Raw genomic sequence first — 25771 nt, 5'->3', positions numbered from 1 at the left:
GGTTAAAGTATTCATTAAAATGAGTGTTTCTAAGAATAAAGGAGTTAATGCAAAAAAAAAGATTCTCGTAGTAGATGACGAAATCACCATACTTAAGCTGTTAGAATTTATTTTAAAAGACGAATACGACCTAATTATCAAAAGCAACGGTTTTGATGCTTTAAGCTGGTTAGATAGTGGTAATATCCCAGATTTAATTATTTCTGATCTGGAAATGCCTTATTTTGACGGTGCTGATTTTGTAAAACTTGTAAAAATCAGTGGATACTACAGAGATATTCCTATTATTGTTTTATCCGGGTCAGATACATTAGAAAAAATTAATACTGCAATACCGTACAACATAAACGGATTAGTTTCTAAACCGTTTAACCCAACAATATTAAAAGAAAGAATAAAAAAGCTTCTAAATTAGAGCATGCAATTCGAGAACATACATAGCCCAAATTATTCAGCCGAGAACTCTGTTCTAAGCGTGTTTTATTATGCCGAAAATTATCAACATAATATTGAAGACGACTTTCCTGCCGAATTGTATTCCCTCAAAAAATTTGATTCTATAAAAAGTCTTCAGGAAGCATCTCAAAATCTTTCGATAGATGAGCTCAATACGAATATACTTATAGAAGTAAATCAAGAAACACAACACGAAGTATTTCAACTTGTAGACAGTTTAAAAAGCAACTGGCTTACCAGAAATATAATAGTGATATTCCTATTAACGGAAAAAGATCCGGCTATTGTTAAAAAAGCCCTAAAACAAGGAGTTAGCGATTGTTATGTACCTCCTATTTTCTTTAATGATGTAAAGCAGAGATTAAGGTTTTTATCATTTTACAAACAGCTAAGATCAGAAATCACAGACCTTTCACAAATACCTACAACTATTTACAAAACCCCTTGGGGGAAAAGGTTTCTTGATATTTTTCTGTCGTCAATAGCATTATTAATAATCAGTCCGTTATTATTATTAGTTGCCATACTTATTAAGTTAGATTCTAAAGGCCCTGTATTTTACACCAGCAAAAGAGTAGGCACAGGCTACAAAATATTCGATTTTTACAAATTCAGATCTATGCGTCAAGGCGCAGATAAAGAAGTAGAAAAACTTTCCAAAAACAACCAATATAAAGGAGAATCTGCTTTTTTTAAAGTACAAAACGATCCAAGAGTAACTAAATTAGGTTCTTTTTTACGCAACACCAGTATAGATGAACTTCCTCAATTGGTAAACGTACTTAAAGGCGATATGTCTTTAGTAGGCAATAGACCTTTACCACTTTATGAAGCTGAAAAGTTAACTACCAATGAATGGTCTATGCGCTTTTTAGGTCCTGCCGGACTAACCGGACTTTGGCAAATCAGCAAAAGAGGTAAAAAAGAAATTTCAGAGCGTGAACGAAAAAAACTGGATAACTTTTATGCATCCAATTACTCTCTTTGGCTGGATTTAAAAATCATACTAAAGACCATTCCCGCTTTACTACAAAAAGAAAAGGTTTAATCCTTAACAACAAATAACGGCTTATTAATTGTGCTATCTATTTAATATATTTATCAGCTCAATTAAATACCGTATTGAAAGATTACCTGATATTTATTGATACAGAAACATCCGGATTACCTAAAAAATGGGATTCACCATATTCCAATTTAGATAATTGGCCTTTTGCTATACAAATTGCATGGATAATTTTTGATAAAGATGGCAAAGAAATCAAAAGAGAAAACCATTATATTTTTGAAGAAGAATTTACTATAGATAAATCATCCCAGAAGATACATGGCATAACTCTTGATTTTTTACGTGAATACGGAATTAAAAGAAAACCAGTACTTAGAAAATTAGCCTACGATATCAAAAAATATAATCCCCTGATTATTGGTCATTTTATAGAACTTGACCTTCATATACTTAACGTAGATTTTAAAAGAGCTGGTTTAAAACATTTCATCGCAAAATCTAATTTATTCTGCACTATGTTAAATAGCAGAAAATATGCTAAAAATCCGCAATATAGATTTCTACGACTACCGGCACTTTATAAATACTTATTTGGTGAAGATCCAAACAACATGCATAACGCATTAACAGATGCAGAAGTAACTGCAAAATGTTTTTTTGAGTTAGTAAAACAAGGAGAAATAGATGAGGAAGATATTACACAACAACAGGCTTATTTTATAGAACATATTAAGCAGTTGTAAGTTTAACTAAGTGTTGTAAGCATTTTGTTTTGTACACAAACATGTTTTTAATATCTTACCAATAAATAATAACGCCATATTAATATTATAAAAGTATCCAATACCGTTAATATCTCAAAGAATTGATAGGATGAAAAAGTTAGTAGAACTTTTAATGAATACCACTCCTTTTAACCTGCTTCCTGAAAACGTTATAGAAGGGGTTGCAGAATCTTTAAAAGAAACAAAATATACTAAAGACACACTTGCCTACAGGCAAGAGATTACAGAAATGAAAGGTGTTGACTTCATTTCGGAAGGTGAATACGAAACATTCTTTTTTGACGGGGCAGAAAACAAAAGATCTATAGAAATACATCACACACCTTATTGTTTTGGTGGTATATCAATTTTACTAAACAGAACCAAAGCCCTAAAATCTGTAATTGCAAAAAAGAACACTATCGTATATACCTTACCCAGAAAAGATTTTATTGAGCTATGTAACGCTTATGAAGATTTCTTTCAATATTACACCACAGATTTTGGCCAGCGGATGCTTAACGAAGAGTTTTCTCACTTTGTTAAAAAACCCGCTTCTTTTGAAGAAAGTTATATTGCTGCAGAGCAACTATATTCCAGAAAAATAGAAGGCATTATATATAAAAATATTGTTTCTTGCAATACAGATACTCCTATTTACGAAGCCGCTATACACATGGCAGAAAATAAAGTAAGCTGCCTGTTTGTAAAAGACAATGAAGACAATATTGTTGGTTACACCACAGACATCACCTTAAGAGATAATGTGATTGCCAAAAGATTAGATGCCAACAATAAGATCTCATCCGTAATGGATAATCCTATCGTTTCTATTTCCAGTCAAGCCTACCTTTACGAAGCAGTCCTAATGATGTTCAGAACCAAATCTAAATATCTATTAGTAGAAAAAGACCAAAAATATGTTGGTTTTCTAAGCAGGAACAGGCTTTTAAGTGAACAGGCTCAATCACCCTTAGTTTTTATACAATCTGTAAAATTAGCTATTACTGTAGAAGAGCTAAAACAAAAGTGGGATTACGTTCCCGAAATGATTAATCAATTATTAGGTCGTGGAGTACATTCTGAAATTGTAAACCAGGTAATTACCACTATTGCCGATACCATAGCCATAAAAGTCATAGAAAAGGTTATTGGCGAAATGGGAGAACCTCCAGCCAAATTCGTGTTTATGGTAACCGGTAGCGAAGGCAGAAAAGAACAAACCTTAAAAACAGATCAGGATAACGCAATTATATACGAAGATAAAGCGAATGAGCAGCGGGAACTGGTACGTAAATATTTTCTTGAATTTGCAAGGCGGGTATCGGATCAGTTACATCAAATTGGTTTCGTGTATTGCAAAGGCGGTTACATGGCCAGTAATCCAGACTGGACACACTCGCTTTCTCACTGGCAAAGAAATTATAAAAAATGGATAGAAGAATCTGTGCCTGAAAACGCAGTGAAATTTTCCACTTTTTTTGACTGCCGATATTTATATGGGGATAAAGCTATTATCCAGCAACTCAAAGAATTTCTGGATATCGAACTTCAAAAACCAATAGAACGTTTTTTTGTACATATAGCAAAAAACGCATTGCAGTATGAACCTCCTTTAACATTTTTCAATACAATAAGAACACAAACAATAGGTAAATCAGAAGTATTTGATATTAAAAATGCGATGACTCCTATTGTTGACCTGGTACGGGTATACGCTCTTAAAAACAGAATTTACGGGGAAAACACTGGAGAAAGACTAAAAAAACTTACTGAAATTGGGATTTTCACAGAAACGCAGTATCATGAACTTAGCCAATCCTATTATTACTTGATGGGGTTAAGATTAAAAAATCAGGCCAACCAGATTATTGTTGAAAAATCTGAACCAGACAACTACATCCCTATCAGAAACCTCACTAAAATTGAGAAAGCTACAATCAGAGAAATATTTAAAACCATACAAAATTTCCAGACAGGTATAAAAATGCGTTTTACCAATAGCGTATTAGGATAACCTTAAAAAGAAAAAAGCTTCTGAATAAAATCCAGAAGCTTTTTTTGAAGTCTTAAAATCTAAAAAAATTAGATAGATTTGATGATATCTCTTAATCCTAAAGATTTAATGATAGCTCTATATCTATTGATATCTTTTTTATAAAGATAAGCCAACAACGCTCTTCTTTTACCAACTAGTTTTTGTAGTGCTAACTGTGTAGAAAAGTCTTTTCTGTTACTTTTCAAATGCCCTGTTAAGTGAGCAATTCTGTAAGTAAATAAAGCTACTTGTCCTTCAGCAGAACCAGTGTTAGTTTCAGAATTTCCGTGTTCTTTGAAGATTTCTTTCTTCTTCTCTGTACTTAAATACATTACCTGAATAATATTAAAGCGTAAAAAATTTAATTAATTGCCTGCAAAGGTACGATTAAATCACCAATATATTCAAACAGTTACAAATTTATTTTAAGAAACCCTAGATGTATACATTCTTCTCTCTATCGCAAACAATTTTTATTGCTGCGCGCAACAGCTATAAAAAAAACAATTACCTAAAAATCAAATTTATAGCTTATTTTCGCCGCAAAGAACGGGAACACGTACAACCGGATTAATTTATATTCATGAGCAACTTTAAAAAATTTAAAACAAACCATAAAGTAAGACCAGATGACATAGACATGTTTAACCATGTACATAACAGCAAATACCTTGATTACGTATTGGCTGCCAGATATGAACAAATGGAACTCTATTATGGAATGTCTATGGAAAAGTTTTTAGAGTTAGGCTATGGATGGGTTGTACACAAAGTTCATATAGAATATAAACGCCCTCTTCAGTTAAGCGATACTTTTGAAGTAGAAACCGGTATTGTAGATATCACATCCAGAGGTTGCAAAGTAGAATTTACCATTACCAACCTCAAAACAAACAAAACCAGCACTATTGGCTGGTTCTATTTCATTATGATAAATCTTAAAACAGGAAAAAGTATTTCAATTCCCGAAGAAGTTGTTAAACTTTACAGTATTTAACGTATAGCTTCTTCTACCAAAGCACCATAAAAATATTCCAGCGTTAAACCCGCTGCCCTTACTTGTTGTGGTATAATACTATTCTCTGATTGTCCGGGAATAGTATTTACTTCAATAAAATAAAAATCGTGGTGTAACTTATCCAAAATAAAATCAATCCGCACCATTCCCTTACAATTTAGCTGTATATAAGCCTGTTTAACAATCTCTTCCACTCTTTCTACAATATGCTCATCTAACTGTGCAGGAGTCACTTCATTAGTTAATCCGGGAACATACTTAGCCTCATAATCAAAAAACTCTTTAGTAGTTATAACCTCCGTAATAGGCAAAACACGAGTTTCTCCCTCTACCCTATACACCCCAACCGTAAACTCACGTCCTGATATAAATTCCTCAATTAACACCTCTGACCCCTCATTAAAAGCCTTCTCTACTGCAACATCTAAATCTGCCCAGTCAGACACTTTAGACATTCCAATACTGCTTCCCCCATTATTAGGTTTTACAAAAACAGGCAGTTTTAATTTTTCTATAATTCTATCCTGAGCATAGGATGCTAAAGAAAATAACTGAACAGACTTTGCTACATGAAGTTGTTCTATTGCAGCAACCACTTGTTTAGTGTAACCTTTATTCATGGTAAGCGCAGAAGAAGTAGAATCACAACTGGTATAAGGCAATCCAATCATATCAAAATACCCCTGTAATTTACCGTCTTCACCCGGGATACCATGGATAATAATGAAAGCACAATCAAATTTGATTTTCTCGCCATTCAATGTCAAAGAAAAATCGTTCTTATCAATAAGTACAATTTCGTTATTTACATCATTATAATACCATCTGTCTCTTTCAAGTATAATGTTATAAACATTATATTTTGATTTATTCAGGTGTTTTTCTACCGTTTTGGCACTATTTAAAGATACTACAGACTCTCCTGTAAAACCTCCGGCAACTAAAGCAATATTCTTCTTCATGATGATTCAAATATAGATTATAATATTTTTAAGTTTTAAGATTTTTGATTTTTTACAACGTCAATTTCTCAACATCCAGAAGCAATCAGAAATAATATCTACAAAGTCCTATCCTGAAATCTAAAAAAATATATTTTGATTCAGTTTCCTGTTTTTTGGCTAAGTTTGAGGTACAATTTTTGATATTAATAAGACTTGATGAATAAGTTTTTTAAGTACCTAGCCACACCAGAGTTTCGCAAGCAATTGATTATTGCTTCAGTTTCTATTATCGCACTGATATTTATTATTTTCTTTAGCTTAAGATTTTACACCAAACATGGCGAAGGTCTTGCTGTACCTAAAGTAAAAGGATTAAAAGTTGACAATGCCATCCGTATATTAGATGAAAATGGATTGCGTTACAAAATAGACTCCGTATTTGTAATGGATAAAGAGCCTGGCTTAGTTCTGGAGCAGGATCCAGATCCGGAAACCAATGTTAAAACTAATAGGATTATATATTTAACCATTGTAAGCTCGCAAACACCAGATGTTACTTTTCCAGATATCGAAAACAAAACCTTTCTGGAAGCTAAAGCTATATTGGAAAATTATGGGTTAAAAATTGGAGATACTATTTACAGATCTGATATAGCCCGAGACGCTGTATTGGGATTTTCTTTTGCCAATCAATCTTTGAGAATTGGACAAAAAATACCGAAAGGTTCAAAAATAAGCCTGATTTTAGGTGACGGAATGGGAGCCGCAGAAGTAGAAGTACCAGACTTTAGAGGCTTAACATTAAGCGAAGCAAAATTCTCTATTAAAGGAGCTTCATTAACACTGGGAAATGTAGAATTTGAAGGCGCCGTTTCCGATTCTTCAAATGCTGTAGTCATCAGACAGTTTCCTAATGTGCAAGACTCAACAGTAAGAGTTAGTATTGGTACCAGAATTAACCTAGTTTTATCAAACCAATAATGGAAGACATACAGTCAGAAGACTTTTTAAAGTTACTGCAAGAGTTGAAACTTCCCTTTATTCTGGACGTTAGAGAAGCATTAGAATACCATACCTATAACATTGGCGGTATTAACATTCCTTTAGCTAAAATCCAGCAGTCTATTGACGAGGAAGAACTTGAACTAGACAAAAATCAGGAGATTATTGTTATCTGCCAAAGAGGCATCAGAAGTAAAACAGCTAAAACTATATTACAACAAAACGGTTTTAAAAACGTAAGAAACCTAACAGGTGGATTGGTTAAACTACAACAATATTTATAAGAAAAAGACTATCCGAAATTAATCATACAATTATGGTAAAGAAAAATATGTCAGGAAAAAAGAAAGCCCTTATAGTAGCGCTGTTAATTATATTGGTTGTAGCCTCCTCCATTATACCTAAATTTTACTACAAATATTTTGCGGCAAACACAAAAATAGAGGAAAAAACCTACTTATATATTCCAACAAACGCAACTTACAAGCAGTTACAGGACTCCATAGCCAAACATAATTTATTAAAACGTCCAGCCTATTTCTTTGATTTAGCTAAAGACAAAGAACTGGAAAAGAAATTTAAATCTGGTAAATACGCTATTTTACCGGGAATGAATAACAGGACAATTGTTAACATGCTTATTGTAGGCAATCAAGAACCCGTTAATATTTCATTCCGTAACGTAAGGTTAAAAGAAAGTCTTGCCGGTATGGTTTCAAAAAAACTTGAGTTTGATTCTGCTTCTTTGGTAAATCTGATGGATTCCGCAGCTTTTGTGTCCGAATATGGTTTCACAACAGATAATATATACACCATGTTTATTCCAAACTCTTATCAGATGTTCTGGAATATTAGCGCAAAAGATTTCTTTTTAAGGATGAACAAAGAGTTTAAAACATTTTGGGATTCTGAAAGATTAAAAAAAGCCGAAGCACTTAATTTAACACCTCAACAGGTCACTATTTTAGCCTCCATAGTCGATGCCGAAGCTTTAGCTGACAGTGAAATGCCCACTATTGCCGGTCTTTACCTCAACAGATTACGAAAAGGAATAAAATTAGAAGCAGATCCGACAGTTATATTTGCCAATAATGATTTCACCATAAGAAGAGTGCTTAACAAGCATTTATCTAAAGAATCTCCTTACAATACATATAGAATTAAAGGCTTGCCTCCAGGACCGATTATGATGCCCTCTATTGCCGCTATAGATGCTACATTAAACCCTGTTTCCCATCAATATATTTACATGTGTGCAAAAGAAGATTTTTCCGGTTATCATAACTTTGCCTCTACTCTTGCCGAGCATCTGGTAAATGCCCGCAAGTTTCAACAGGCCCTCAATGAAAGAAATATCAAAAAATAATTAATAAATCAGATAAGCATGTTTGTTTTTGAGACGCAGATTCGTGTTAGATATGCTGATGTTGACCAGATGGGTTACGTATATAATGGCAATTACGCCACTTATTATGAAGTAGGCCGCACAGAAGCATTAAGAAGTTTAGGGATGACCTACAAATCTATGGAGGAAGATGGGGTAATGTTACCTGTATTGGAAATGAAATCTAAGTTTTTCAGACCGATCAAATATGATGAAAATATCACCCTCAAAGTAACCATTCCTAACAAGCCCGGAGTAAGAATACTGTTTAAATACGATATCTTTAACGAACAAAACGAGCATGTACATACAGGCGAAACCACTATGGTTTTTGTTGATATTGAAAAAAACAAACCCTGTATGCCTCCTGATAACTTCTCTAGCAGATTAAATCCTTTTTTTGACTAAATTAGGATGAATGAAGGGATTGCACAGATTTTTACATCGCTTTGGTTTTTATCGCAGGTTTATAGCCTGGACAAAAATCATTGTGTTACCCGGATTTAATTCTTTACCGCTTTATACTGTAGCCACTTTCTTTTTTGAAGAAATACAAAAAGAGTCTTTAGCCAATAAAGCTTCTTCATTGGCCTATAATTTCCTGATGGCTATATTCCCAGCAATTATTTTCCTGTTTACATTAATTCCGTATATACCGATAAAGAATTTCCAAAACCAGTTAATGGCTATTATAGCATTGTTATTACCAGAAAATGCTTATAAAGCCTTTGAAGAAACCTTAGAAGATATTGTAAAAAACCAAAACGGAAGATTATTATCTATAGGTTTTTTATTAGCGTTATATTTTGCTACAAATGGTATACACACATTAATGCGGGCTTTCAACAAATCTTCCTTGATTCTGGAAACGCGATCCTGGTTAAAAAGGAGGTTTGTAGCACTCAACTTAACCCTGTTAACAGCATTCTCTATTATACTAGGTGTAACAATCACTGTAATTACCGAATTTATACTAAACACCTTTAAACGAGAATTAGACTTAGGTGATAGCAGATTTTGGATTTTTCTAATCGCTGTTGGTCGCTGGATCATTATTATTGCTGTTTACGGCTTTACTACCTCTATTCTATACAGATATGGACCAGCCAATGCAAAAAAATGGAAATTATTTAATCCTGGATCCTGGTTGGCTACTATTCTTGCCGTACTAACCACCATTGGATTTTCTTTCTTTATCAACAATTTTGGAGCTTACAATAAACTATACGGTTCTATCGGGACACTTATGGTAATTATGATATGGCTTTACCTAAACTCTTTTATACTATTAATAGGTTTTGAGTTAAACGCCAGTTTAGAGCTTTCTAAACGCAGTATAAAAATTGTAAGACCCAGAATAAACACCTTTAAAGACTTAAATAAACCACCTTTTCCTGATAAAAACTCCTAACCTGAAATTTTATTATACTGTATTTTAAACGGTTAGCAATATTCGCTTAAAATTTACCTGGTATTTTTTGGAGTTTAAGACAATGTTTGTACTTTTGCCCCCGGAGAAATGGCAGAGCGGTCGAATGCGGCGGTCTTGAAAACCGTTGACTGTAACAGGTCCGGGGGTTCGAATCCCTCTTTCTCCGCATAAAAAAAGAGCTTCTAAATAGAAGCTCTTTTTTTGTTTCAGTAAATTTATAAGTCCCTAATTATTGAGAATCAAGTAAAATTCTTATCACTTCATATTCTCTACAATACGGGTACACAAAAACAGTAAGAGTATTTCCAGAATTATAAAGAGCCGCTACTGGAATATTTATATTGATTTCTAACAGAGCTGAGGATATCCAAATAGCTCTATTTAGACAACCTCAGTTCACCATATTTTAAAGCCGTTTCCAGATAGAACCATTTTTAATACTCACTTTTTTTAATACCTTTTTATCAACAAGGCTATCAAGCACCCCTTCACTCTCTTCCCTTGAAACTCCAGACAGCTCAGAAAATTCTTTTGCCGTTAATGAAGAATATTTAGCAAAAAGTGCATCCCAACTCTTTTTATAATCATATCTAACCATTTCGGGATTCAATTTTAGAATAGCATTTTCATAAGCTGCATAAGGTTTAGAACCATACACCACTTCCCTATTTCCTAATTTATCTAAAAAAAACATAGTAGGAAAACCTCTAACACCAAACTCCCTTGCCAATTGTAAATCTTCTTCGAACAATATTTTTGCCTTTCCTTCAAAATCAATCTTAAACTGTTCTGTGTTTAATCCAACTGCATTAGCTGCCAATAGCAGGTTCTCCGTTTTTGCGATATTCTTTTTATCCAGAAACACCATTTCTCTGATTTTCCTCAAAAACAAGATAGCTTTTTCCTCACTCTGTATCTGTGCAGCTTTAAATGCAATAGATGGCGGATAGGAAGAATCTAAAGGGTCTTCTAACCAAACAACACCATCTATGGGCATATCATAATAAAGACTTACCTCATCCCAATGGTGTGCTACATCAGAGGGCTTGCTAATCCCTCCACCATTATAACTCCAATCAGGCAATAACCCGCCCATACGATATTCAATATCTATCTTATCACCGTATTCCAGCTTTAGTTTTCTCAATTGTGGTTCTATCCCCCAGCATGAAGAACAAATTGGATCTGTAAAATAAATTACCTTAATGTTTTTATCAACTGCTTCTCCAATAGGTTCAACATAATTATCAGTTTCTGGCAGACTACAGATTCCTTCTTCAGGATCACACAATAGCGCATTAATTTTTAAAGTTTTATCTATCATATCCTACTGTTTTTTTATTCTTTTAATTCAAACAAATATTGCTTCTCAACCTCATCATTCTCTTAACATTCATTATTAAATTTCTGTTTTAGGTTGTACGTTCTGCCTTTCGAGATGCATATAAGCATAATAAGATAAGGCCAAAGTAACAGCCGAAAAAACAATAAATCCGTAAGCATGATAATCTTTAGCTAAATGTGCCACAACTGCCGATACAATATTGATGAAGAACCCTGAGTAAGCAATTATTTTTAAAGACTTAGGTGCAAATGGAAGAATTAAGACTAACGCGCCCAACAATTTAGCAACGGCTAATTCTATCCTGAAATAATCAGGAAAACCTAAAAAAGTAAACGCTCCTTTCATTTCCTCAGATGTTAAATAGCTGTAAGCACTAAAAAGCATAAAGGCTGCAAATAAACCTGTTGTAACCCAATAAGTAATTTTGTATTTATTCATTTTTGTATGTTTAAACTGCCTGCAAAACTACACTCCATTTAGTTTAAAAATGTTATGAATTACCTTTTTGAAACTAGTTACCAATAGGTAACCAATGCTAATTTTAGTAACTTTATAAAGTAGTTTCGTTGTTTTAAAAATGTAGTAAAATGAAAAAGAAAGCCTCCATAAATAACACCCCACAGTGCAAAACCCGTATAACAGCCATTAAGGACACTATGGAGATTTTATCCGGTAAATGGAAGTTTCATATTTTGGGTACACTGATGGAAAGTGGAAAAATGCGTTTTATGGATTTGTTACGTGAAGTAGATGGTATTGCTGCTAAAATGCTTTCTAAAGAACTACAAGATATGGAAATAAACCGTTTAGTTACCCGTACGGTTCTGAACACTAAACCCATTACTGTAGAATATGAAATTACCGAATATGGTAAAACATTAGAACCTATTATTAATGAGATTGCCAATTGGGGTATTGCTTATCGTCAATCTCTTTATGCCGACTCTCCAAAAACTGATAATACAAAAGAAAAATAACTTTTATTGCTAAAACTTTAGTCTATCCGTACACGCATCGACTGACTGAATATTTCAAAACCTTCGCGTAAATAAAGTGCTGCTGCATCCTTATTTTTCATTAGCACTTGCAGCTCCAGGTAATCTGCCTTATTTTCTTTAGCCCAAATTTTCACCTGATTTATCAAAGCTTTTCCAATACCTTTCCTCCTCATACCTACTTCTACAACAATATCAATTAAATAAGCATATTTCAAAGGCACAAAACAATTATAAGGTAAAGTTTCCTGCATTTGTACAATAGCAAATCCCTTAACATCCTTATCCAAGTCATAAACAAATGCGGCAAAGTTATTTTCTTCAGCAATTACACTCCTCAAAAAATGCTGGTCTTGATGGGTAGCTTTCCTATAATAAGGTTCATAGTCTGCCATCTGTTCAAACAATAGAAAATAGAGTTCTTCCAATTTCGGAAGATCATTCTGTGTTGCTTTTCTAATCATAAACCTAATTATTTTCAGATATATTAAACCTCTTTTAATGGTAGTCCTGAAAAAACCTTCGATTTCGATCAGGAGAGCTTGTTTACACAAGCTCTTATTTAGCAATTTTGGTTAATCTTCAAAGCCGCCGCCCAAGGCTCTATATAGATTAGTTAATGCATTTAACTGATCTCGTTTTATACTAACGGCCTCCAATTCGTTTTGTAGCGAATTATTTTGTGCAGTTATAACCTCCAGATAATTAGCCATACCATTCTTATACAAAAGCATCGCATCATCCGTTGCCTTATTAAGATGTACCGTTTTTTGTGCCACCAATGCCAAACGTTCATTAGTATATTTAATAGTTGACAATTCGTCGGTAACCTCTCCTACAGCTAACATCACCGATTGTTTAAATTGAATTGCTGCTTTATTCTGCTCTAATAATGCCACCTCGTAATTTGTTTTCAAAGCTTTCTTTTGAAAAACAGGTTGAGAAATATTTGCGGCAACAGTTTTAACCAACGATCCCGGTAAATCCCACCAGTTATTAAAGTTAAACGAGTTAACTCCTATAGACGGCATAATACTAAAAGACGGATACATGGCCACTTTAGCCAAGCCTACTCTTGAATTAGCTGCAACTACTGCATATTCGGCAGATTTAACATCCGGTCTGCGGCTTAAAAGTGCTGTTGGTACCCCGTCAGGAAAAGTGTCTTCCGGCATTGCTTTCATTAAACTTCCTGATCTATGAATAGACTCAGGATAATTTCCACACAAAATACTCAGCGCATTTTCTTGTACGGCAATACTTTGCTTAGCTTGCGGAATCAATAATTCCGCAGTTTTTTTCTGTGCTTCAGCTTGTCCTACAGCCAAAGAACTAACCTGAGCTGCGTTGTATTGTAAACGAATCATATCTAAAGTAGTCTGACTCATTTCTACATTCTGCTCAGCAACTTTTAACTGTTCATCAAGTGCCATCAGATTATAATACGCTTGGGCTACTTGTACAATTATTCTGGTTTTAAGAGCGGACAAGTTTTCTTTCTGAGCGAAAAAATTTGCCTGTGCTTCAGTTTTCTGTGCCTTAGCTTTTCCCCATATATCAGCCTCCCAACTCAGTCTCAATACTGCCGCATAATCGTCCATAAAAGAACTAGATGTAAATTGCTCACTTAACGAACCATTTAAAGAATTTTTAGACATCCAGGTTCTGTTACCATCTATAGCCAAATCAACAGTGGGCAATAAGCCTTTTCTGGCCTGTGTGTACACCAGTTCCAGTTGTTGCATATTAAGCATAGCTGTCTGGATATCATTATTCTTTTTTAACGATTTTTCAATCAACTCCACTAAAACCGGATCTTTAAAAAATGTTCTCCAGCTAAGTGCCACAGAATCTGCAGTTACCTTAACCTGCTGCTCCCTATATGTTTCTGGTAAATCCAATTCAGGTCGGGTATATTTTTTCCCTGCAATACAGGAAGAAAATAATGTTGCCAAGCCCAACCCTACATATATATATTGTTTCATTACTGCCTTATTTTAATTATTTACCTCTTGTATTTGCTTACCCGAGACTTTTTCCTGAAGATATTGGAATAGTATGTATAACAATGGAATTACAAAAACACCCAATATAACCCCGGTTAACATTCCCATTGCCGCACCTGTACTTATAGATTTATTACCTGCAGCAGCGCCGCCGGTAGCCAGCATCAATGGAATCATACCTGCAATAAATGCCAGGGAAGTCATAATAATAGGTCGTAACCTTACTTTAGACGCTTCCAAAGCAGATTGCAAAATAGTCAACCCCGCTTTTCTTCTCTGCACAGCAAATTCCACAATCAAAATTGCATTCTTGGCCAACAAACCAATCAGCATAATTAATCCTACCTGCACATATATATTATTATCCAGGCCAATCAGCTTAATTCCCAGAAATGCACCTATAATACCTGTGGGGATAGATAATAAAACTGCTAAAGGCAATAAATAGCTCTCATATTGGGCTGCCAGTAAAAAATAAACAAACAACAAGCTCAATGTTAAAATAAACAAGGTTTGATTACCTGATGATTTTTCTTCTAAGCTTAATCCCGTCCATTCATAACTGTAATCTCCCGGTAGTTTACTTAATATATTCTGCTCCAGATTATCCATAATAGCCCCGTTACTAACTCCAGGATTTGAAAGAACATTTATAGTTACCGAATTATACAAATTATATCTCGTAACAGATTCCGGACCATATACCTTTATGAGGGTGACCATAGATTTCACCGGAACCATTTCGCCCCTATCATTACGTACAAATATCTGGTTAAACGCCTCTTCATCCATTCTGAATATACCGTCGGCCTTAATATTTACCCGGTAAAACTTACCAAACCTTGTAAAGTTTTGTGATTGATCTCCCGATAAATAAGTTTGTACAGTCCCCAACATCGTGCTAACATCCACCCCCATCTGTGCAGCCTTATCCTCATCCACTTCAAGCTCTAGCTGTGGAAAATCAGCCCTAAACATAGTAAAAGCAACCTGCACCCCTGGTTGTTGCATAATCTGCCCAATCACCTTATCGGCCATAGCTTTTAAAGATGCAGGATCTTTCCCCATTCTATCCTGTAATACCAGCTCTACCCCACCTGTTATACCATAACCTTCAATAGGAGGCATCCTAAATGCCATAGCCGTTCCTTCTTTTATACTTGCAAACTTTTCGTTAATTAAACCTGCAATTACATCAATATCTTTAATTTCGCCTCTGTCTGCCGGTTGCTTCAATTTAACAAAACCTAAGGCATAAGCAGGACCTGTACTATTGCTAAGAATATTAAAACCTGTAATTCCCGAGTTACTTTCAACAGATTCTATCTCCAGCAACATATCATTAATTTTTTCGGCAACTTCTGTCGTACGATCTAATGCCGTACCTGGCGGCATGCTCATGCTGTATACAATAAAATTATCATCCTCCATAGGAACAAAACTTCTGGAGGTACTATTCATCAAATACACAGCAAATGCTATAATAACCACAATTAATCCGGTAGCTAACCATTTACGGGCAACTAAAATTTTCACTCCCTTAATATACCTGTTGGTCATGCTGTTAAAACCCGTATTAAAGGCTTTAAAAAATCGGCTTTTAAAACCCGATTTTTTAGACTCATGAGCTTCTGCATGGTTGTTTTTCAGTAACAGTGCACAAAGCGCAGGTGTAAGTGTTAAAGCATTTACCGCTGATATAATAATAGCTATAGCTAAAGTATAGGCAAACTGCTTATAAAAAATCCCCGAAGAACCTGTCATAAACCCAATAGGAATAAACACGGCTGACATTACCAGAGTAATAGATATAACTGCCCCGGTAATCTCGCTCATGGCACTATGGGTTGCCTCACGGCCTGTCATGTTTGAGGTTTCCAGTTTACCATGCACCGCCTCTACCACTACAATAGCATCATCTACCACAATACCAATAGCCAAAACCAGCGCAAATAATGTAAGAATATTGATGGTGAAACCAAAAGCAAGTAAAAAGAAGAAAGTTCCAACAATAGCAACCGGCACAGCAATAGCTGGGATAATAGTTGACCTAAAATCCTGAAGAAAAACAAACACAACTATAAATACCAATATAAAAGCCTCTATTAACGTAGATTTTACCTGGCCCGTAGCCTCATCCAGCCGCTCTTTGGTACTCATCATGCTGTTATACTTCATTCCCGGAGGAAATGATTTAGAAGCGTTCTCCAATACATCTCGCACTCCTATTTCGATACTGTTTGCATTTGAGCCGGAAGTTTGCAGTATCGCTATCGTTACCGCATTCAATCCGTTCATTTTATTATCACCGCTATAGCTGATAGATCCAAACTCTACACGAGCTACATCCTTAAGCCTTACCAGATCATATTCATTTTTTTTAACAATGATATTCTCATACTCCTCCGGCAGGTTCTTCTTCCCTTTATACCTGATAACATATTCTAATGCCGCATTAGACTCCTCTCCCAATTTACCCGGTGCAGCCTCTAAGCTTTGACGGGCTATTGCTGCTGTAACATCATCAGGAATTAAGCCATAATTAGCCATTTTTTGCGGGTTTAGCCACACACGCATCGAGTAATCTTTCATACCAAATACCTGTGCCTGACCTACCCCTGCCACCCGTTTTATTTGAGGTATCAGGTTAATATTAGCGTAATTCTGCAAAAAAGTTTCATCATACTTCTCATTATCCTCCGTATAGATATTGAAAATCATGATCATGCTGTTCTGCTGCTTGGATGTAGTTAATCCCATCCGTACTACTTCCTGCGGAAGTATAGGTGTTGCCTGTTGTACGCGGTTTTGTACATTTACCGCAGCCTGATCTGGATCTACTCCCTGTTTAAATATTATTCTGATATCAAACGTTCCGTCATTACTTGCTGTAGAAGTAATATACTCCATATTCTCCACACCATTGATCTGCTCCTCTAGTGGGGTTACTACAGAACGAATTACTGATTCGCTATTTCCTCCGGGATAGCTTCCCATAACACTTACCGTAGGCGGTGCTATATCCGGAAACCTGGTTATTGGAAGCCTAAGCATTCCAATAATTCCCAACATAACCAGAATCACGGAAATAACCGTAGCCAATACTGGTCTGTCTATTATCTTTTTTAACATACTATAATCTCTTTTGGATGATTTTTTGACTACTTTTCTTTTTCGGTAGTGCTTTTGGCAGTCCCAGGAATTACGGGCATACCTTCATTTAATACATCTATTCTATTAAGCGCAATTTTTTCTCCCACTTTCAACCCACTTTTAAGCACGTAGTTATTACCAGAATTACCCGCTATCTCTATCGGTTTCATAGCCACTTTATTGCTATCAGCCAAAGCAAACACAAAATATTTATCCTGTATATCCCTCACACTAGCCATAGGAACTGTTAATGCAGAATCTAAAGTCTTTTTCAGGATAATTTTAGCCGAACCACCAGAACGTAATATCCTATCCGGATTAGCAAAAACTGCTTTCAGCGCCATACTTCCCGTTGTTCTGTCTATATTACCACTGGCAGCCTCTAATTTGCCGGTATGATTATAAGCCGAACCATCTGCCATAACCAATTCTACCGTATTTATACCCTCATTAACCTTACTATCTTTCATAAAAGAGATATAATCTGCCTCGCTAAGAGAGAAATAAACATACACCTGATTAATCTCTGACAATGTTGTTAATGGTATTACATCTGAAGGGGTTATCAGGTTACCTATACGATTAGGTATCCGTCCTATATATCCGCTTACGGGAGCCTTAATCAAGGTAAAACCAGCATTTATTTTAGAAGAAGCCAAACTGGCCTGAGCCTGAGCCACCTGGGCTTTTGCAGATGCATAACTGGCTTCAGCACTTTGTAGCTGTAGCTCAGTAACAACCTTTCCAGCCACTAACGGTTTAATTTTCTCTACTTCTATTCTCGCAGTTTCCTCCGCAGCAAGCGCCGCTTTTAAAGTGGCCTGACTGTTTTGAACCTGTTCATGATACACATCATCCTTGATACGAAATAGTGATTGCCCTTGCTGTACATATTCCCCTTCCTTTACATAAATGCTCTCCAAATATCCTACTACCTGAGATTTAATATCTACATTTACCAATCCCTCAATGGCTCCCGGATATTTTTTTTCTAAATAAACTGTAGCAGGTTGTATCTCTATAAAATCAACATCTGTAGCAGGTTGTTCGTATTGCGCTTGCTGATTATCTCCGCAAGACACCAATAATACCATGACAGCCACCAACGTCATTTTTATCTCTTTTCTTTCAAACAAAAACCGTTTTACCATTTTTAAGAATATTAATTTTCAATACAAAGGAATAAATTCTTAAATGGAAATACAGGCTTTAATTGACTGAAACGTATATTTTGCTTTCTGAAACGTGGGTAAATGATTCCGAAATTGCAAGTATTGTCTAGTAATAAACGATCTTGTTATTAAAAATCCATCCAGTTTTTAAGTAGCGTTGCTTTTTCCCTGCTCACTAAAACCTCTACTTCCGGATTATTTTTAATATCGATCTTTAATTTACTATTAAAGTGGTTATGGATATACTGAATGGCTTCTATATGTATAATAAACTGCCTGTTTGCTCTAAAAAATTGTTTAGGATCAAGTTCCTGTTCCAACTCTTCTAATGTTTGCGGTACAATTTCGTCTTTTCCATTATACAGTCTGGCTTTAGTAAGTTTCATTTCCGATTGAAAAAAAGCGACCTCCGCAGTCTGTATAGTTTTATATCCGTCTCTGTAAGGCAATAAAAACCGGGTTCTGTATGCTCGGGGTTTTAAAAAATTTAGTAAATTTTCTATAGAGGAGACTGACCGATCAGCTGACTGACTTTTTAATTTATCAAAAGCCTGTTGAAGTTCATCCTGCTCCACCGGTTTTAAAAGATAATCTACACTATTAAATTTAAAAGCTTTTACAGCATACTCATCATAAGCCGTAGTAAAAATAACAGGACATTTAATCTGTATCTTATCAAAAATCTCAAAACTTAATCCGTCTGATAACCTGATATCCATCATCACCACATCCGGATAATTTTCTGTACTTACAGTAAACCAGGCTATACAATCTGCAATACTTTCTAAAACAGTCAACACCTCCGCATCAGGCTCAATAAGCTTCAGTAACCTTTTTAACCTATCCGCATTGGGCTTTTCGTCTTCTATTATTAATATTTTTCTGATCATAGTTTTATCAAAGGCACAATTACTCTAAAGTATTTTTCATCCTTTTCTATTTGAGGAGCTTTTTCTGATAATAAGTTATATCGCCTGATAATATTCTCTATCCCCAACCCCGATGAATCAAATTCCCTCTCAATAGGTAACAATAGATTCTCTACTATAAGCTCTTGTTTATCATTATTATAAATCATAATCTTTAAAGGATTACTTTTTATCGTTTTATTGTGCTTAAGAGCATTTTCCACCAACAGCTGTAAAGTCAAAGGAGGCATATTTAAATACCTGTTTTCCGCATCTACCTCTATTTCAAAATCAACCCCTTCTCCAACTCGCTGTTTGATTAGAAAAATATAAGAATTAAGAAAATTAAGTTCCTCATCCAGAGAGATTGTATTTTTTTTAGCATTCACCAACATATACCTGTATATCTTGGAAAAGTTCTCCGCATATTCATATCCTAACTGCTGATCTTCCAAAATCAGTTCAGACAATACACTTAGATTATTAAATACAAAATGTGGGTCTATTTGCAATTTCAAAGACTGTAATTCAGCATCCATAGCTATTCTGCTCAACTCCGATGCCCTTATAGCCTCGTTTTTCCAATTTAAAATTAACTGGTTAGCAATATGAAACCCCATAATCATAAAAGCTATCAACACATTAATTACAATAGATTGTATAATCCCCCGCATCTCTTCGATAGAAAGCTCAGCACCAAAAATAGCGGTAGCATCTTCTGCAAAAAAATAAATACAGGGAACATATATAGCCACATTAATTATCAGAATGGCAAAAAGGTTCAAAATAAGCTCAACAAAAAAACGCTTACTCGGTTCCTGTGTCCAGGATATTTTGGTATCTAAACGCTTACTGATAAAAAGACTCGACTCTGACACCGAAAAACAAAACAGAAAAGATATAGCCCACTCCGTAAGTATATTTACCGTATCTCTCTGAAAGTAACTATCCCAAAAAGAAGCATAAGGATCTATAATATAAGAAAGCAGATACAACAACAAGAAAGCAGACAATATGAACAATGTCCTTTTAACCTTACTGTTTAAAAACGTATCTATCTTCATTTGCATAATATGAAATTAATTTCTTTGAATGCAATTCCAGATTGCAATAAAAAGTTACATTAACCCCACAAAGGTCGATATTTTAGACTAGAGAGTTTATCCCTATAGAACTGAAACGTATTTTTTAACGACTGAATGAGCATTTTTCTCTACTGAAAATGACATTATGATGAGATAATCCTGCTACAGTCCTAAATCTTTAAACCAGAACATCTTTTATATCATCTCTTTTATCAAAAACACTTTTTGCAAATGGACATAGAGGTATGATCTTGATATTTTCTTTACGGGCATATTCTACTGCAGCCAATACCATCTTTAGTCCTACTCCCTGACCTTTAAATTTAGGATCGGCCTCGGTGTGATCTATAATCATTTTATCTCCGGCCCAGGTATAAGTCATTACTCCCGCCGTTTCTTCTCCTTCCAGCGCCTTAAAAAAACCTTTAGTCTCTCTGTTAAATTGTTTAATTTCCATATCATCCTTTATTTTAATCAATAACCATATTCATTAGAAGAAGTTTTTCTCAGTGTATTTTTAGTAAACTCCCCCTATAAATACTCGCTCCACAAAAAAAGGGGATTATATTAAGATACTCTCCAAAATACTCCTATTTTATGAATAATAATGACAAACGAAATATTTTCAGAAACCATTTCCCTAAATATTATTTATTTTCTACTACCACCATACAAAGAATCTGCTTCAACTTAATACTTAATTTTCACTTTACCTGATTTTGATTCACTCTATCTATTTTCCATTATTAATCCATCTTGAGTCCATGTTTTTGATTGAAATCATGGACTTTACATAGTATTACATTTAAAACATAACTAATAGATTTAAGAGCAATTACACACTATTAACAGATAAATTAAAGAACCTTACTCAATTCGTTATTGGTGCTTTCACTTCGGTTTGTTGCAATTAAAGTATCGGCAAATTCAATTAAATAAGATTTCCTTAAGCTCTTTTTTAGAATAGGATTATCGGGCAATCTATTTTTCAACTATTCTATTGAAAACATCTGCACTTCCTCCATCCAGCTCAGAAACAATTTTTTGTACTTTATAAAATTCAGAGTTTATCTTTTTGTTAAGTAATATAGCTTTGTTACTTTCTGAAAGTACAATTTCAAGATTAGCATTCCAGAAATTCTCTAATAACATTATAAGTTTGCCTTTTAGAAGTAACTCTTATAATAACATTAAATTCTTGATTTTTATTCTGATGACGTGTGTCTAGTAAGACTTTGACAATTACCATAAAATTGAATTTATGGTGTTCAATTGTTGTGTTTGCAAAACGGAAAATTTGCAAACAAATGCTTAAAAGCACTTAAATTTTTTAGCCTATCCACAACTTTTGTACATGATCCGTTATATATAAAATATTATAATTTAATTTTTCCACCATATAAAATTATAAAGGACACCAGTTTGACCACCAGAAATAAAAATTGAAATGGAACGAAATGGAATTAAATGGAAAAAAGAAAGCCATAATGCTAGTGTCATTATGGCTTTAAGTTGTTAAAATGCTGTTTCTGCTGTATATGGGCAGATTGCTGTTTTAATATGTGTGGTCGCATTTGGATTCGAACCAAAGACCTACTGCTTAGAAGGCAGTTGCTCTATCCAGCTGAGCTATGCGACCTTTCCAATTCTAAACGTGTTACCGTTTGTTTGAATCGAGTGCAAATATAGGGCTATAATTAATATCTACCAACTGTTTTTCTAAAAAAACTGGAACTTCTATCAAACAAACTCATTTTGAACTAATTATTTTTTCATATCATCTACCCTCAATCAGGAAAAGACACATTTTCCACATCAATTATATAGTTATTTTGCAGAAGGAAATCATATAGTGGCTTTGATTCCGCAGATACTGGTAGATTTTTGGTGGTAAAAATCTCTTTAGTCTTAGAATCTTTAAATGGATAAACCAGTAGTCGCACTTTTCTACTAAATAAATCACTGATATAAGCTAACAATTCATCGGTATAACCTTCTCCGTAATGTTCTGATAGAAAAATATTTTTTAAATTATTGATACTGGTAGTAATCCCCACGCTCAATGGTTTTGCCATAGAGAGGTATTTAGCCAGCTTATTGTGCCTGTTAAAATTGGTTACGATGACAGGGTATCCAGATGCCAGCACTTCTTTGGTTCTTTGAGCTACTGAATTTAAAAAATCTTCACTTTCTTCCGGAAAAGCATTTAGCAAATTATTGAGGGTTAATTCTACTACTCCAACCAAATCATAGTCTGAAATAGATTTTTTAACTTTATACTGGTCTGTAGCCTGTTCAAACAAACCAAAATCGGGCAGGTTCTTTTGTTTAAAACGTGTACGTAAAATCATAATATGTTTTTTATACATACTGTCCTTAGCCTGATAAACTTTACCATCGGCACCAAAAAATGCTACCGGAGAAAAACCTTTTTGTATAAGATACAAATTCGCTAAAATATCATCCAATCCTTTAAATGCATTCCCTTTAACACTTATCAAATCAATCTCTACAGAACCTTTAGCCAGATTATCCGTTAAAGATTCTACCATTAATCTGGGATTTTGATAGTGGTAAAAAGCGGCATAAACCAAATTTACACCTAATATCCCTAAAACATTCTGTTGTAAGGTCGAATCATTATCCAATAATCTCACATGAAAGAGAATTTGGTTTTCCTCTCCTCCTGGAGCGAGCTGAAACTTAATCCCCAACCATCCATGAGGATCATTGGTTTTTGCATAATTAATGGTGGTTACCGTATTAGCAAAAGAAAAGAATGTTTTATGCTTATATTTTTCAGTTTTTAATCTTTGCTGAAGCAATTGAAATTCATATTCCAGCATTTTTTTTAAACGAGATTTCGACACATATCTCCCCGACTCCTCTACCCCATATATCTCGTTACTAAACGTCATATCGTAAGCAGACATCGTCTTAGCTACCGTATTAGCTGCTGCTCCTGCTGTAAAAAAATGCCTGGCAACTTCCTGTCCTGCTCCTATTTCGGCAAATGTTCCAAAAACATTTCCATCTAAATTTATGGTTAGTGCTTTACGCTTCGTATCTAGTATTTCTATACTCATACACAAAGTTATAAATAAAAAAGAACCCCGTTCATCCTAAAATGATACGGGGCTCCCCAAACCTAAACCTAATTATGAAAACTTAAATCTTAATACCTCTTAAACTATATTAATCTCTCTAGCTTGTATTTTGGCATCTTCTTTTTTTGCTACCTCTATCTTAAGAACACCATCTACGTATTTTGCTTCAATACTATTTGCATTCGCAGCCTCAGGCAAAGTGAATGTTCTTTTGAATGAACTGTAATTAAACTCTCTTCTGCTCACTTTTTTATTCTCTTCCTTAATTTCTTCTTTAGATTCTGCAGATACACTAAGAACATTTTCTTCGATGCTTATTTTAATATCTTCTTTTTTCAAACCAGGAACAGCAAGATCAATTTCATATTTATCATCTGTTTCCGCAATGTTTACAGCTGGTACTTTTATCAAAGCCTTATCTCCTATAATACCTTCTCCAAAGAAAGTGTCAAATAAGTCATTAAATGGTGTGTAAACAGGTGCTAAATTTCTTGAGTTATTAAATTTTACTAATGCCATTTTTTATATCCTCCTTAATATTATTTATATTTTTAATGTTTGATTAGAGTTAATCAATGCTCGTACCAATCACACAAAACAGACTTTTTGTCTCTTTTAATTATATTTAAATGACATTTTAGCAGTTTAATTATGGAAAACCTTGAAATTTTAGCAGAATTTAACTTCAAAACCCATATTGAGATACGCTTTTCTGATTTTGATCTGCAAGGCCACGTAAACAATGCTTTATACTTAACCTATTTTGAACAGGCTAGAATTAAATACTGGCAACACTTTTTAGAATGGGACTGGACAATTTATGGCATTGTAGTAGCGAAGGCAGAGGTAAACTACATTACCCCATTACTTATGGGAGACAAAATAGAGGTCCATGTACGTACCAGCAAGCTAAATAACACCAGTTTTCAGCTCGATTATATTATTGTCTCTACAAATGAAGAAGGTAAAACAACTATTACCACCAAAGGCTCTACCCTTTTGGTTGTTATTGATATCCAGAAACAGAAACCTGTCGCCATACCTCAATTACAACGTAATCAAATAATTAATTTTGATAAATTAGAGGCTTAATTTCCGTAAAAAAACAGAATGCAACTATACACTTTAGATTTTGAGGTTAGGGACTACGAATGCGATTTACAAGGAATTGTAAATAATGCTGTTTACCAAAATTATTATGAACACGCAAGACATAAACTACTAAAGCAAAGAGGTCTTGATTTCGCCAGACTACATTTAGAAAACATAGATCCGGTAGTTTATAGAATCGAAATAGATTTTAAACGTCCTCTAAAAAGCGGTGACCAATTTTCTATTGAAAGCTACATTGAACGTGAAGGAAATTTAAAATTCCTATTCTTTCAATGCATCAAAAAGAACGATGCAATAATTAATAAAGCTAAAGTTACTGTGGTTTTTACATCCCAAGGCAAACCTATTGCTGCTCCACAAAATATATTGGAAGCACTGGGATTATAATCTTCATCACTTTTTACAATAGGCCAACTCTATAAAAGATTGACCTATTTCTCCTTGAATAGGCGGTGTCAATTTTTTAATTTTAATATATACTTTCTCTGCATAAGGATATTTTATCAATATATCTTTGATAACTTTATCAGCTACGGTCTCAATCAGCTTACTCCCTGTTCTGAAATGAACTTTACAAATCTCATATAAAACTGTATAGTCAATTGTATCTTCCAGCAAATCATTAGACAGTTTATCATCATCAACTTCGTTTTCAACCCACAGAGACACTATAAACTCATTCTTTATTTTATGCTCTTCCGGGAAATATCCTATTCTTGATACAAATCTAACTTCTTCAAGACCTACCTTTTTTAAAAGCTGCGACATAATTGATTATTAATTTCTTTCTGAGAATGATTTTATTTCACAAAATAAAGCAAACTTGATTTCTAAAAAGAA

At 34.4% G+C, this 25771-nt stretch carries 28 protein-coding genes and 2 tRNA genes; 14 read left to right on the top strand and 16 right to left on the bottom strand.

What is annotated here, in order from left to right; translation table 11 throughout:
- The first annotated feature begins 19 nt into the window (after positions 1-19).
- The 4 genes from ACFSAH_RS12730 (at position 20) to ACFSAH_RS12715 (ending at position 4246) form a co-directional block, all read left to right on the top strand.
- A complete protein-coding gene (locus ACFSAH_RS12730) occupies positions 20-415 on the top strand; it encodes a response regulator (protein ID WP_379663124.1) in 396 nt (131 codons plus the stop codon).
- A gap of 3 nt (positions 416-418) precedes the next feature.
- Positions 419-1504 carry a sugar transferase gene (locus ACFSAH_RS12725; RefSeq protein ID WP_379663123.1) on the top strand — a complete coding sequence of 362 codons (1086 nt, stop codon included), beginning with the start codon at positions 419-421 and terminating at the stop codon, positions 1502-1504.
- A gap of 74 nt (positions 1505-1578) precedes the next feature.
- Complete coding sequence (locus tag ACFSAH_RS12720; protein WP_379663122.1) at positions 1579-2208, top strand: 3'-5' exonuclease; 630 nt, start codon at positions 1579-1581, stop codon at positions 2206-2208.
- Between the two features lie 130 nt (positions 2209-2338).
- Positions 2339-4246 carry a DUF294 nucleotidyltransferase-like domain-containing protein gene (locus ACFSAH_RS12715; protein WP_379663121.1) on the top strand — a complete coding sequence of 636 codons (1908 nt, stop codon included), beginning with the start codon at positions 2339-2341 and terminating at the stop codon, positions 4244-4246.
- A 68-nt stretch (positions 4247-4314) separates the two neighbouring features.
- On the opposite strand, the gene rpsO is transcribed toward ACFSAH_RS12715, so the two are convergent.
- Entirely contained in the window at positions 4315-4599 is a 285-nt protein-coding gene (gene rpsO, locus ACFSAH_RS12710; RefSeq protein ID WP_379663120.1) for a 30S ribosomal protein S15, read from the bottom strand.
- A 251-nt stretch (positions 4600-4850) separates the two neighbouring features.
- On the opposite strand from rpsO, the gene ACFSAH_RS12705 reads away from it, so the two are divergent.
- Positions 4851-5264: an acyl-CoA thioesterase gene (locus tag ACFSAH_RS12705; RefSeq protein WP_379663119.1), complete on the top strand. Its 414-nt coding sequence runs from the start codon at positions 4851-4853 to the stop codon at positions 5262-5264.
- Here the strand turns inward: ACFSAH_RS12705 and ACFSAH_RS12700 are convergent.
- On the bottom strand, positions 5261-6247 hold the full coding sequence (locus tag ACFSAH_RS12700; protein WP_379663118.1) for a D-alanine--D-alanine ligase: 987 nt from the start codon (positions 6245-6247) through the stop codon (positions 5261-5263). The two genes, ACFSAH_RS12705 and ACFSAH_RS12700, sit on opposite strands and share 4 nt — an antisense overlap.
- Before the next feature lie 198 nt (positions 6248-6445).
- On the opposite strand from ACFSAH_RS12700, the gene ACFSAH_RS12695 reads away from it, so the two are divergent.
- From ACFSAH_RS12695 to ACFSAH_RS12670, 6 genes are all read left to right on the top strand, one after another.
- On the top strand, positions 6446-7210 hold the full coding sequence (locus ACFSAH_RS12695) for a PASTA domain-containing protein (RefSeq protein WP_379663117.1): 765 nt from the start codon (positions 6446-6448) through the stop codon (positions 7208-7210).
- The gene (locus ACFSAH_RS12690) at positions 7210-7515 is read left to right on the top strand and encodes a rhodanese-like domain-containing protein (RefSeq protein WP_379663116.1); all 306 of its coding nucleotides are present in this window, start codon (positions 7210-7212) and stop codon (positions 7513-7515) included. Before ACFSAH_RS12695 ends, ACFSAH_RS12690 begins: the two co-directional genes overlap by 1 nt.
- A 32-nt stretch (positions 7516-7547) precedes the next feature.
- Positions 7548-8597 (top strand): endolytic transglycosylase MltG, encoded by a 1050-nt coding sequence (gene mltG / locus ACFSAH_RS12685; protein ID WP_379663115.1) that lies wholly within the window; start codon positions 7548-7550, stop codon positions 8595-8597.
- An 18-nt stretch (positions 8598-8615) separates the two neighbouring features.
- Entirely contained in the window at positions 8616-9023 is a 408-nt protein-coding gene (locus ACFSAH_RS12680; protein ID WP_379663114.1) for an acyl-CoA thioesterase, read from the top strand.
- Positions 9024-9033: 10 nt separating this feature from the next.
- Complete coding sequence (locus ACFSAH_RS12675) at positions 9034-10026, top strand: YihY/virulence factor BrkB family protein (protein WP_379663113.1); 993 nt, start codon at positions 9034-9036, stop codon at positions 10024-10026.
- A gap of 102 nt (positions 10027-10128) precedes the next feature.
- Positions 10129-10213: transfer RNA gene (locus ACFSAH_RS12670), tRNA-Ser, on the top strand.
- Between the two features lie 240 nt (positions 10214-10453).
- Here ACFSAH_RS12670 and ACFSAH_RS12665 read toward each other — a convergent pair.
- The gene (locus tag ACFSAH_RS12665) at positions 10454-11371 is read right to left on the bottom strand and encodes a ClpXP adapter SpxH family protein (RefSeq protein WP_379663112.1); all 918 of its coding nucleotides are present in this window, start codon (positions 11369-11371) and stop codon (positions 10454-10456) included.
- Positions 11372-11446: 75 nt separating this feature from the next.
- Positions 11447-11830 (bottom strand): DoxX family protein, encoded by a 384-nt coding sequence (locus ACFSAH_RS12660; protein WP_379663111.1) that lies wholly within the window; start codon positions 11828-11830, stop codon positions 11447-11449.
- Between the two features lie 149 nt (positions 11831-11979).
- Between ACFSAH_RS12660 and ACFSAH_RS12655 the strand changes: the two genes are divergently transcribed.
- Complete coding sequence (locus ACFSAH_RS12655) at positions 11980-12369, top strand: winged helix-turn-helix transcriptional regulator (RefSeq protein WP_379663110.1); 390 nt, start codon at positions 11980-11982, stop codon at positions 12367-12369.
- A 17-nt stretch (positions 12370-12386) separates the two neighbouring features.
- On the opposite strand, the gene ACFSAH_RS12650 is transcribed toward ACFSAH_RS12655, so the two are convergent.
- From ACFSAH_RS12650 to ACFSAH_RS12600, 11 genes are all read right to left on the bottom strand, one after another.
- On the bottom strand, positions 12387-12851 hold the full coding sequence (locus ACFSAH_RS12650) for a GNAT family N-acetyltransferase (protein WP_379663109.1): 465 nt from the start codon (positions 12849-12851) through the stop codon (positions 12387-12389).
- A gap of 111 nt (positions 12852-12962) precedes the next feature.
- Positions 12963-14372: an efflux transporter outer membrane subunit gene (locus ACFSAH_RS12645; protein ID WP_379663108.1), complete on the bottom strand. Its 1410-nt coding sequence runs from the start codon at positions 14370-14372 to the stop codon at positions 12963-12965.
- A 12-nt stretch (positions 14373-14384) separates the two neighbouring features.
- Positions 14385-17525: an efflux RND transporter permease subunit gene (locus tag ACFSAH_RS12640; protein WP_379663107.1), complete on the bottom strand. Its 3141-nt coding sequence runs from the start codon at positions 17523-17525 to the stop codon at positions 14385-14387.
- A gap of 29 nt (positions 17526-17554) precedes the next feature.
- Complete coding sequence (locus tag ACFSAH_RS12635) at positions 17555-18697, bottom strand: efflux RND transporter periplasmic adaptor subunit (RefSeq protein ID WP_379663106.1); 1143 nt, start codon at positions 18695-18697, stop codon at positions 17555-17557.
- Between the two features lie 149 nt (positions 18698-18846).
- Entirely contained in the window at positions 18847-19608 is a 762-nt protein-coding gene (locus ACFSAH_RS12630; protein WP_379663105.1) for a LytR/AlgR family response regulator transcription factor, read from the bottom strand.
- Entirely contained in the window at positions 19605-20690 is a 1086-nt protein-coding gene (locus tag ACFSAH_RS12625) for a sensor histidine kinase (protein ID WP_379663104.1), read from the bottom strand. The genes ACFSAH_RS12630 and ACFSAH_RS12625 overlap by 4 nt, the downstream gene beginning before the upstream one ends.
- Before the next feature lie 199 nt (positions 20691-20889).
- Positions 20890-21168 carry a GNAT family N-acetyltransferase gene (locus ACFSAH_RS12620; protein WP_379663103.1) on the bottom strand — a complete coding sequence of 93 codons (279 nt, stop codon included), beginning with the start codon at positions 21166-21168 and terminating at the stop codon, positions 20890-20892.
- 524 nt (positions 21169-21692) lie between these two features.
- Entirely contained in the window at positions 21693-21863 is a 171-nt protein-coding gene (locus tag ACFSAH_RS12615; protein ID WP_379663102.1) for a hypothetical protein, read from the bottom strand.
- Positions 21864-22276: 413 nt separating this feature from the next.
- A tRNA-Arg gene (locus ACFSAH_RS12610) sits at positions 22277-22350 on the bottom strand.
- Positions 22351-22498: 148 nt separating this feature from the next.
- Positions 22499-23797 (bottom strand): nicotinamide mononucleotide adenylyltransferase, encoded by a 1299-nt coding sequence (locus ACFSAH_RS12605; RefSeq protein WP_379663101.1) that lies wholly within the window; start codon positions 23795-23797, stop codon positions 22499-22501.
- Between the two features lie 99 nt (positions 23798-23896).
- Entirely contained in the window at positions 23897-24337 is a 441-nt protein-coding gene (locus ACFSAH_RS12600; RefSeq protein WP_379663100.1) for an Hsp20/alpha crystallin family protein, read from the bottom strand.
- A 132-nt stretch (positions 24338-24469) separates the two neighbouring features.
- Here ACFSAH_RS12600 and ACFSAH_RS12595 point away from each other — a divergent pair, with 132 nt between their 5' ends.
- Positions 24470-24910 carry an acyl-CoA thioesterase gene (locus tag ACFSAH_RS12595; protein WP_379663099.1) on the top strand — a complete coding sequence of 147 codons (441 nt, stop codon included), beginning with the start codon at positions 24470-24472 and terminating at the stop codon, positions 24908-24910.
- A gap of 18 nt (positions 24911-24928) precedes the next feature.
- Positions 24929-25318 carry an acyl-CoA thioesterase gene (locus ACFSAH_RS12590; RefSeq protein ID WP_379663098.1) on the top strand — a complete coding sequence of 130 codons (390 nt, stop codon included), beginning with the start codon at positions 24929-24931 and terminating at the stop codon, positions 25316-25318.
- A 6-nt stretch (positions 25319-25324) separates the two neighbouring features.
- Here the strand turns inward: ACFSAH_RS12590 and folB are convergent, their stop codons facing one another.
- A complete protein-coding gene (gene folB, locus ACFSAH_RS12585) occupies positions 25325-25699 on the bottom strand; it encodes a dihydroneopterin aldolase (RefSeq protein ID WP_379663097.1) in 375 nt (124 codons plus the stop codon).
- Between the last annotated feature and the right edge of the window lie 72 nt (positions 25700-25771).

The organism is Pseudopedobacter beijingensis, from assembly GCF_042678145.1.
GTDB lineage: Bacteria > Bacteroidota > Bacteroidia > Sphingobacteriales > Sphingobacteriaceae > Pseudopedobacter > Pseudopedobacter beijingensis.
Note: the sequence above shows the minus strand (reverse complement) of the source record. Positions and strands in the feature narration are given on the sequence as shown.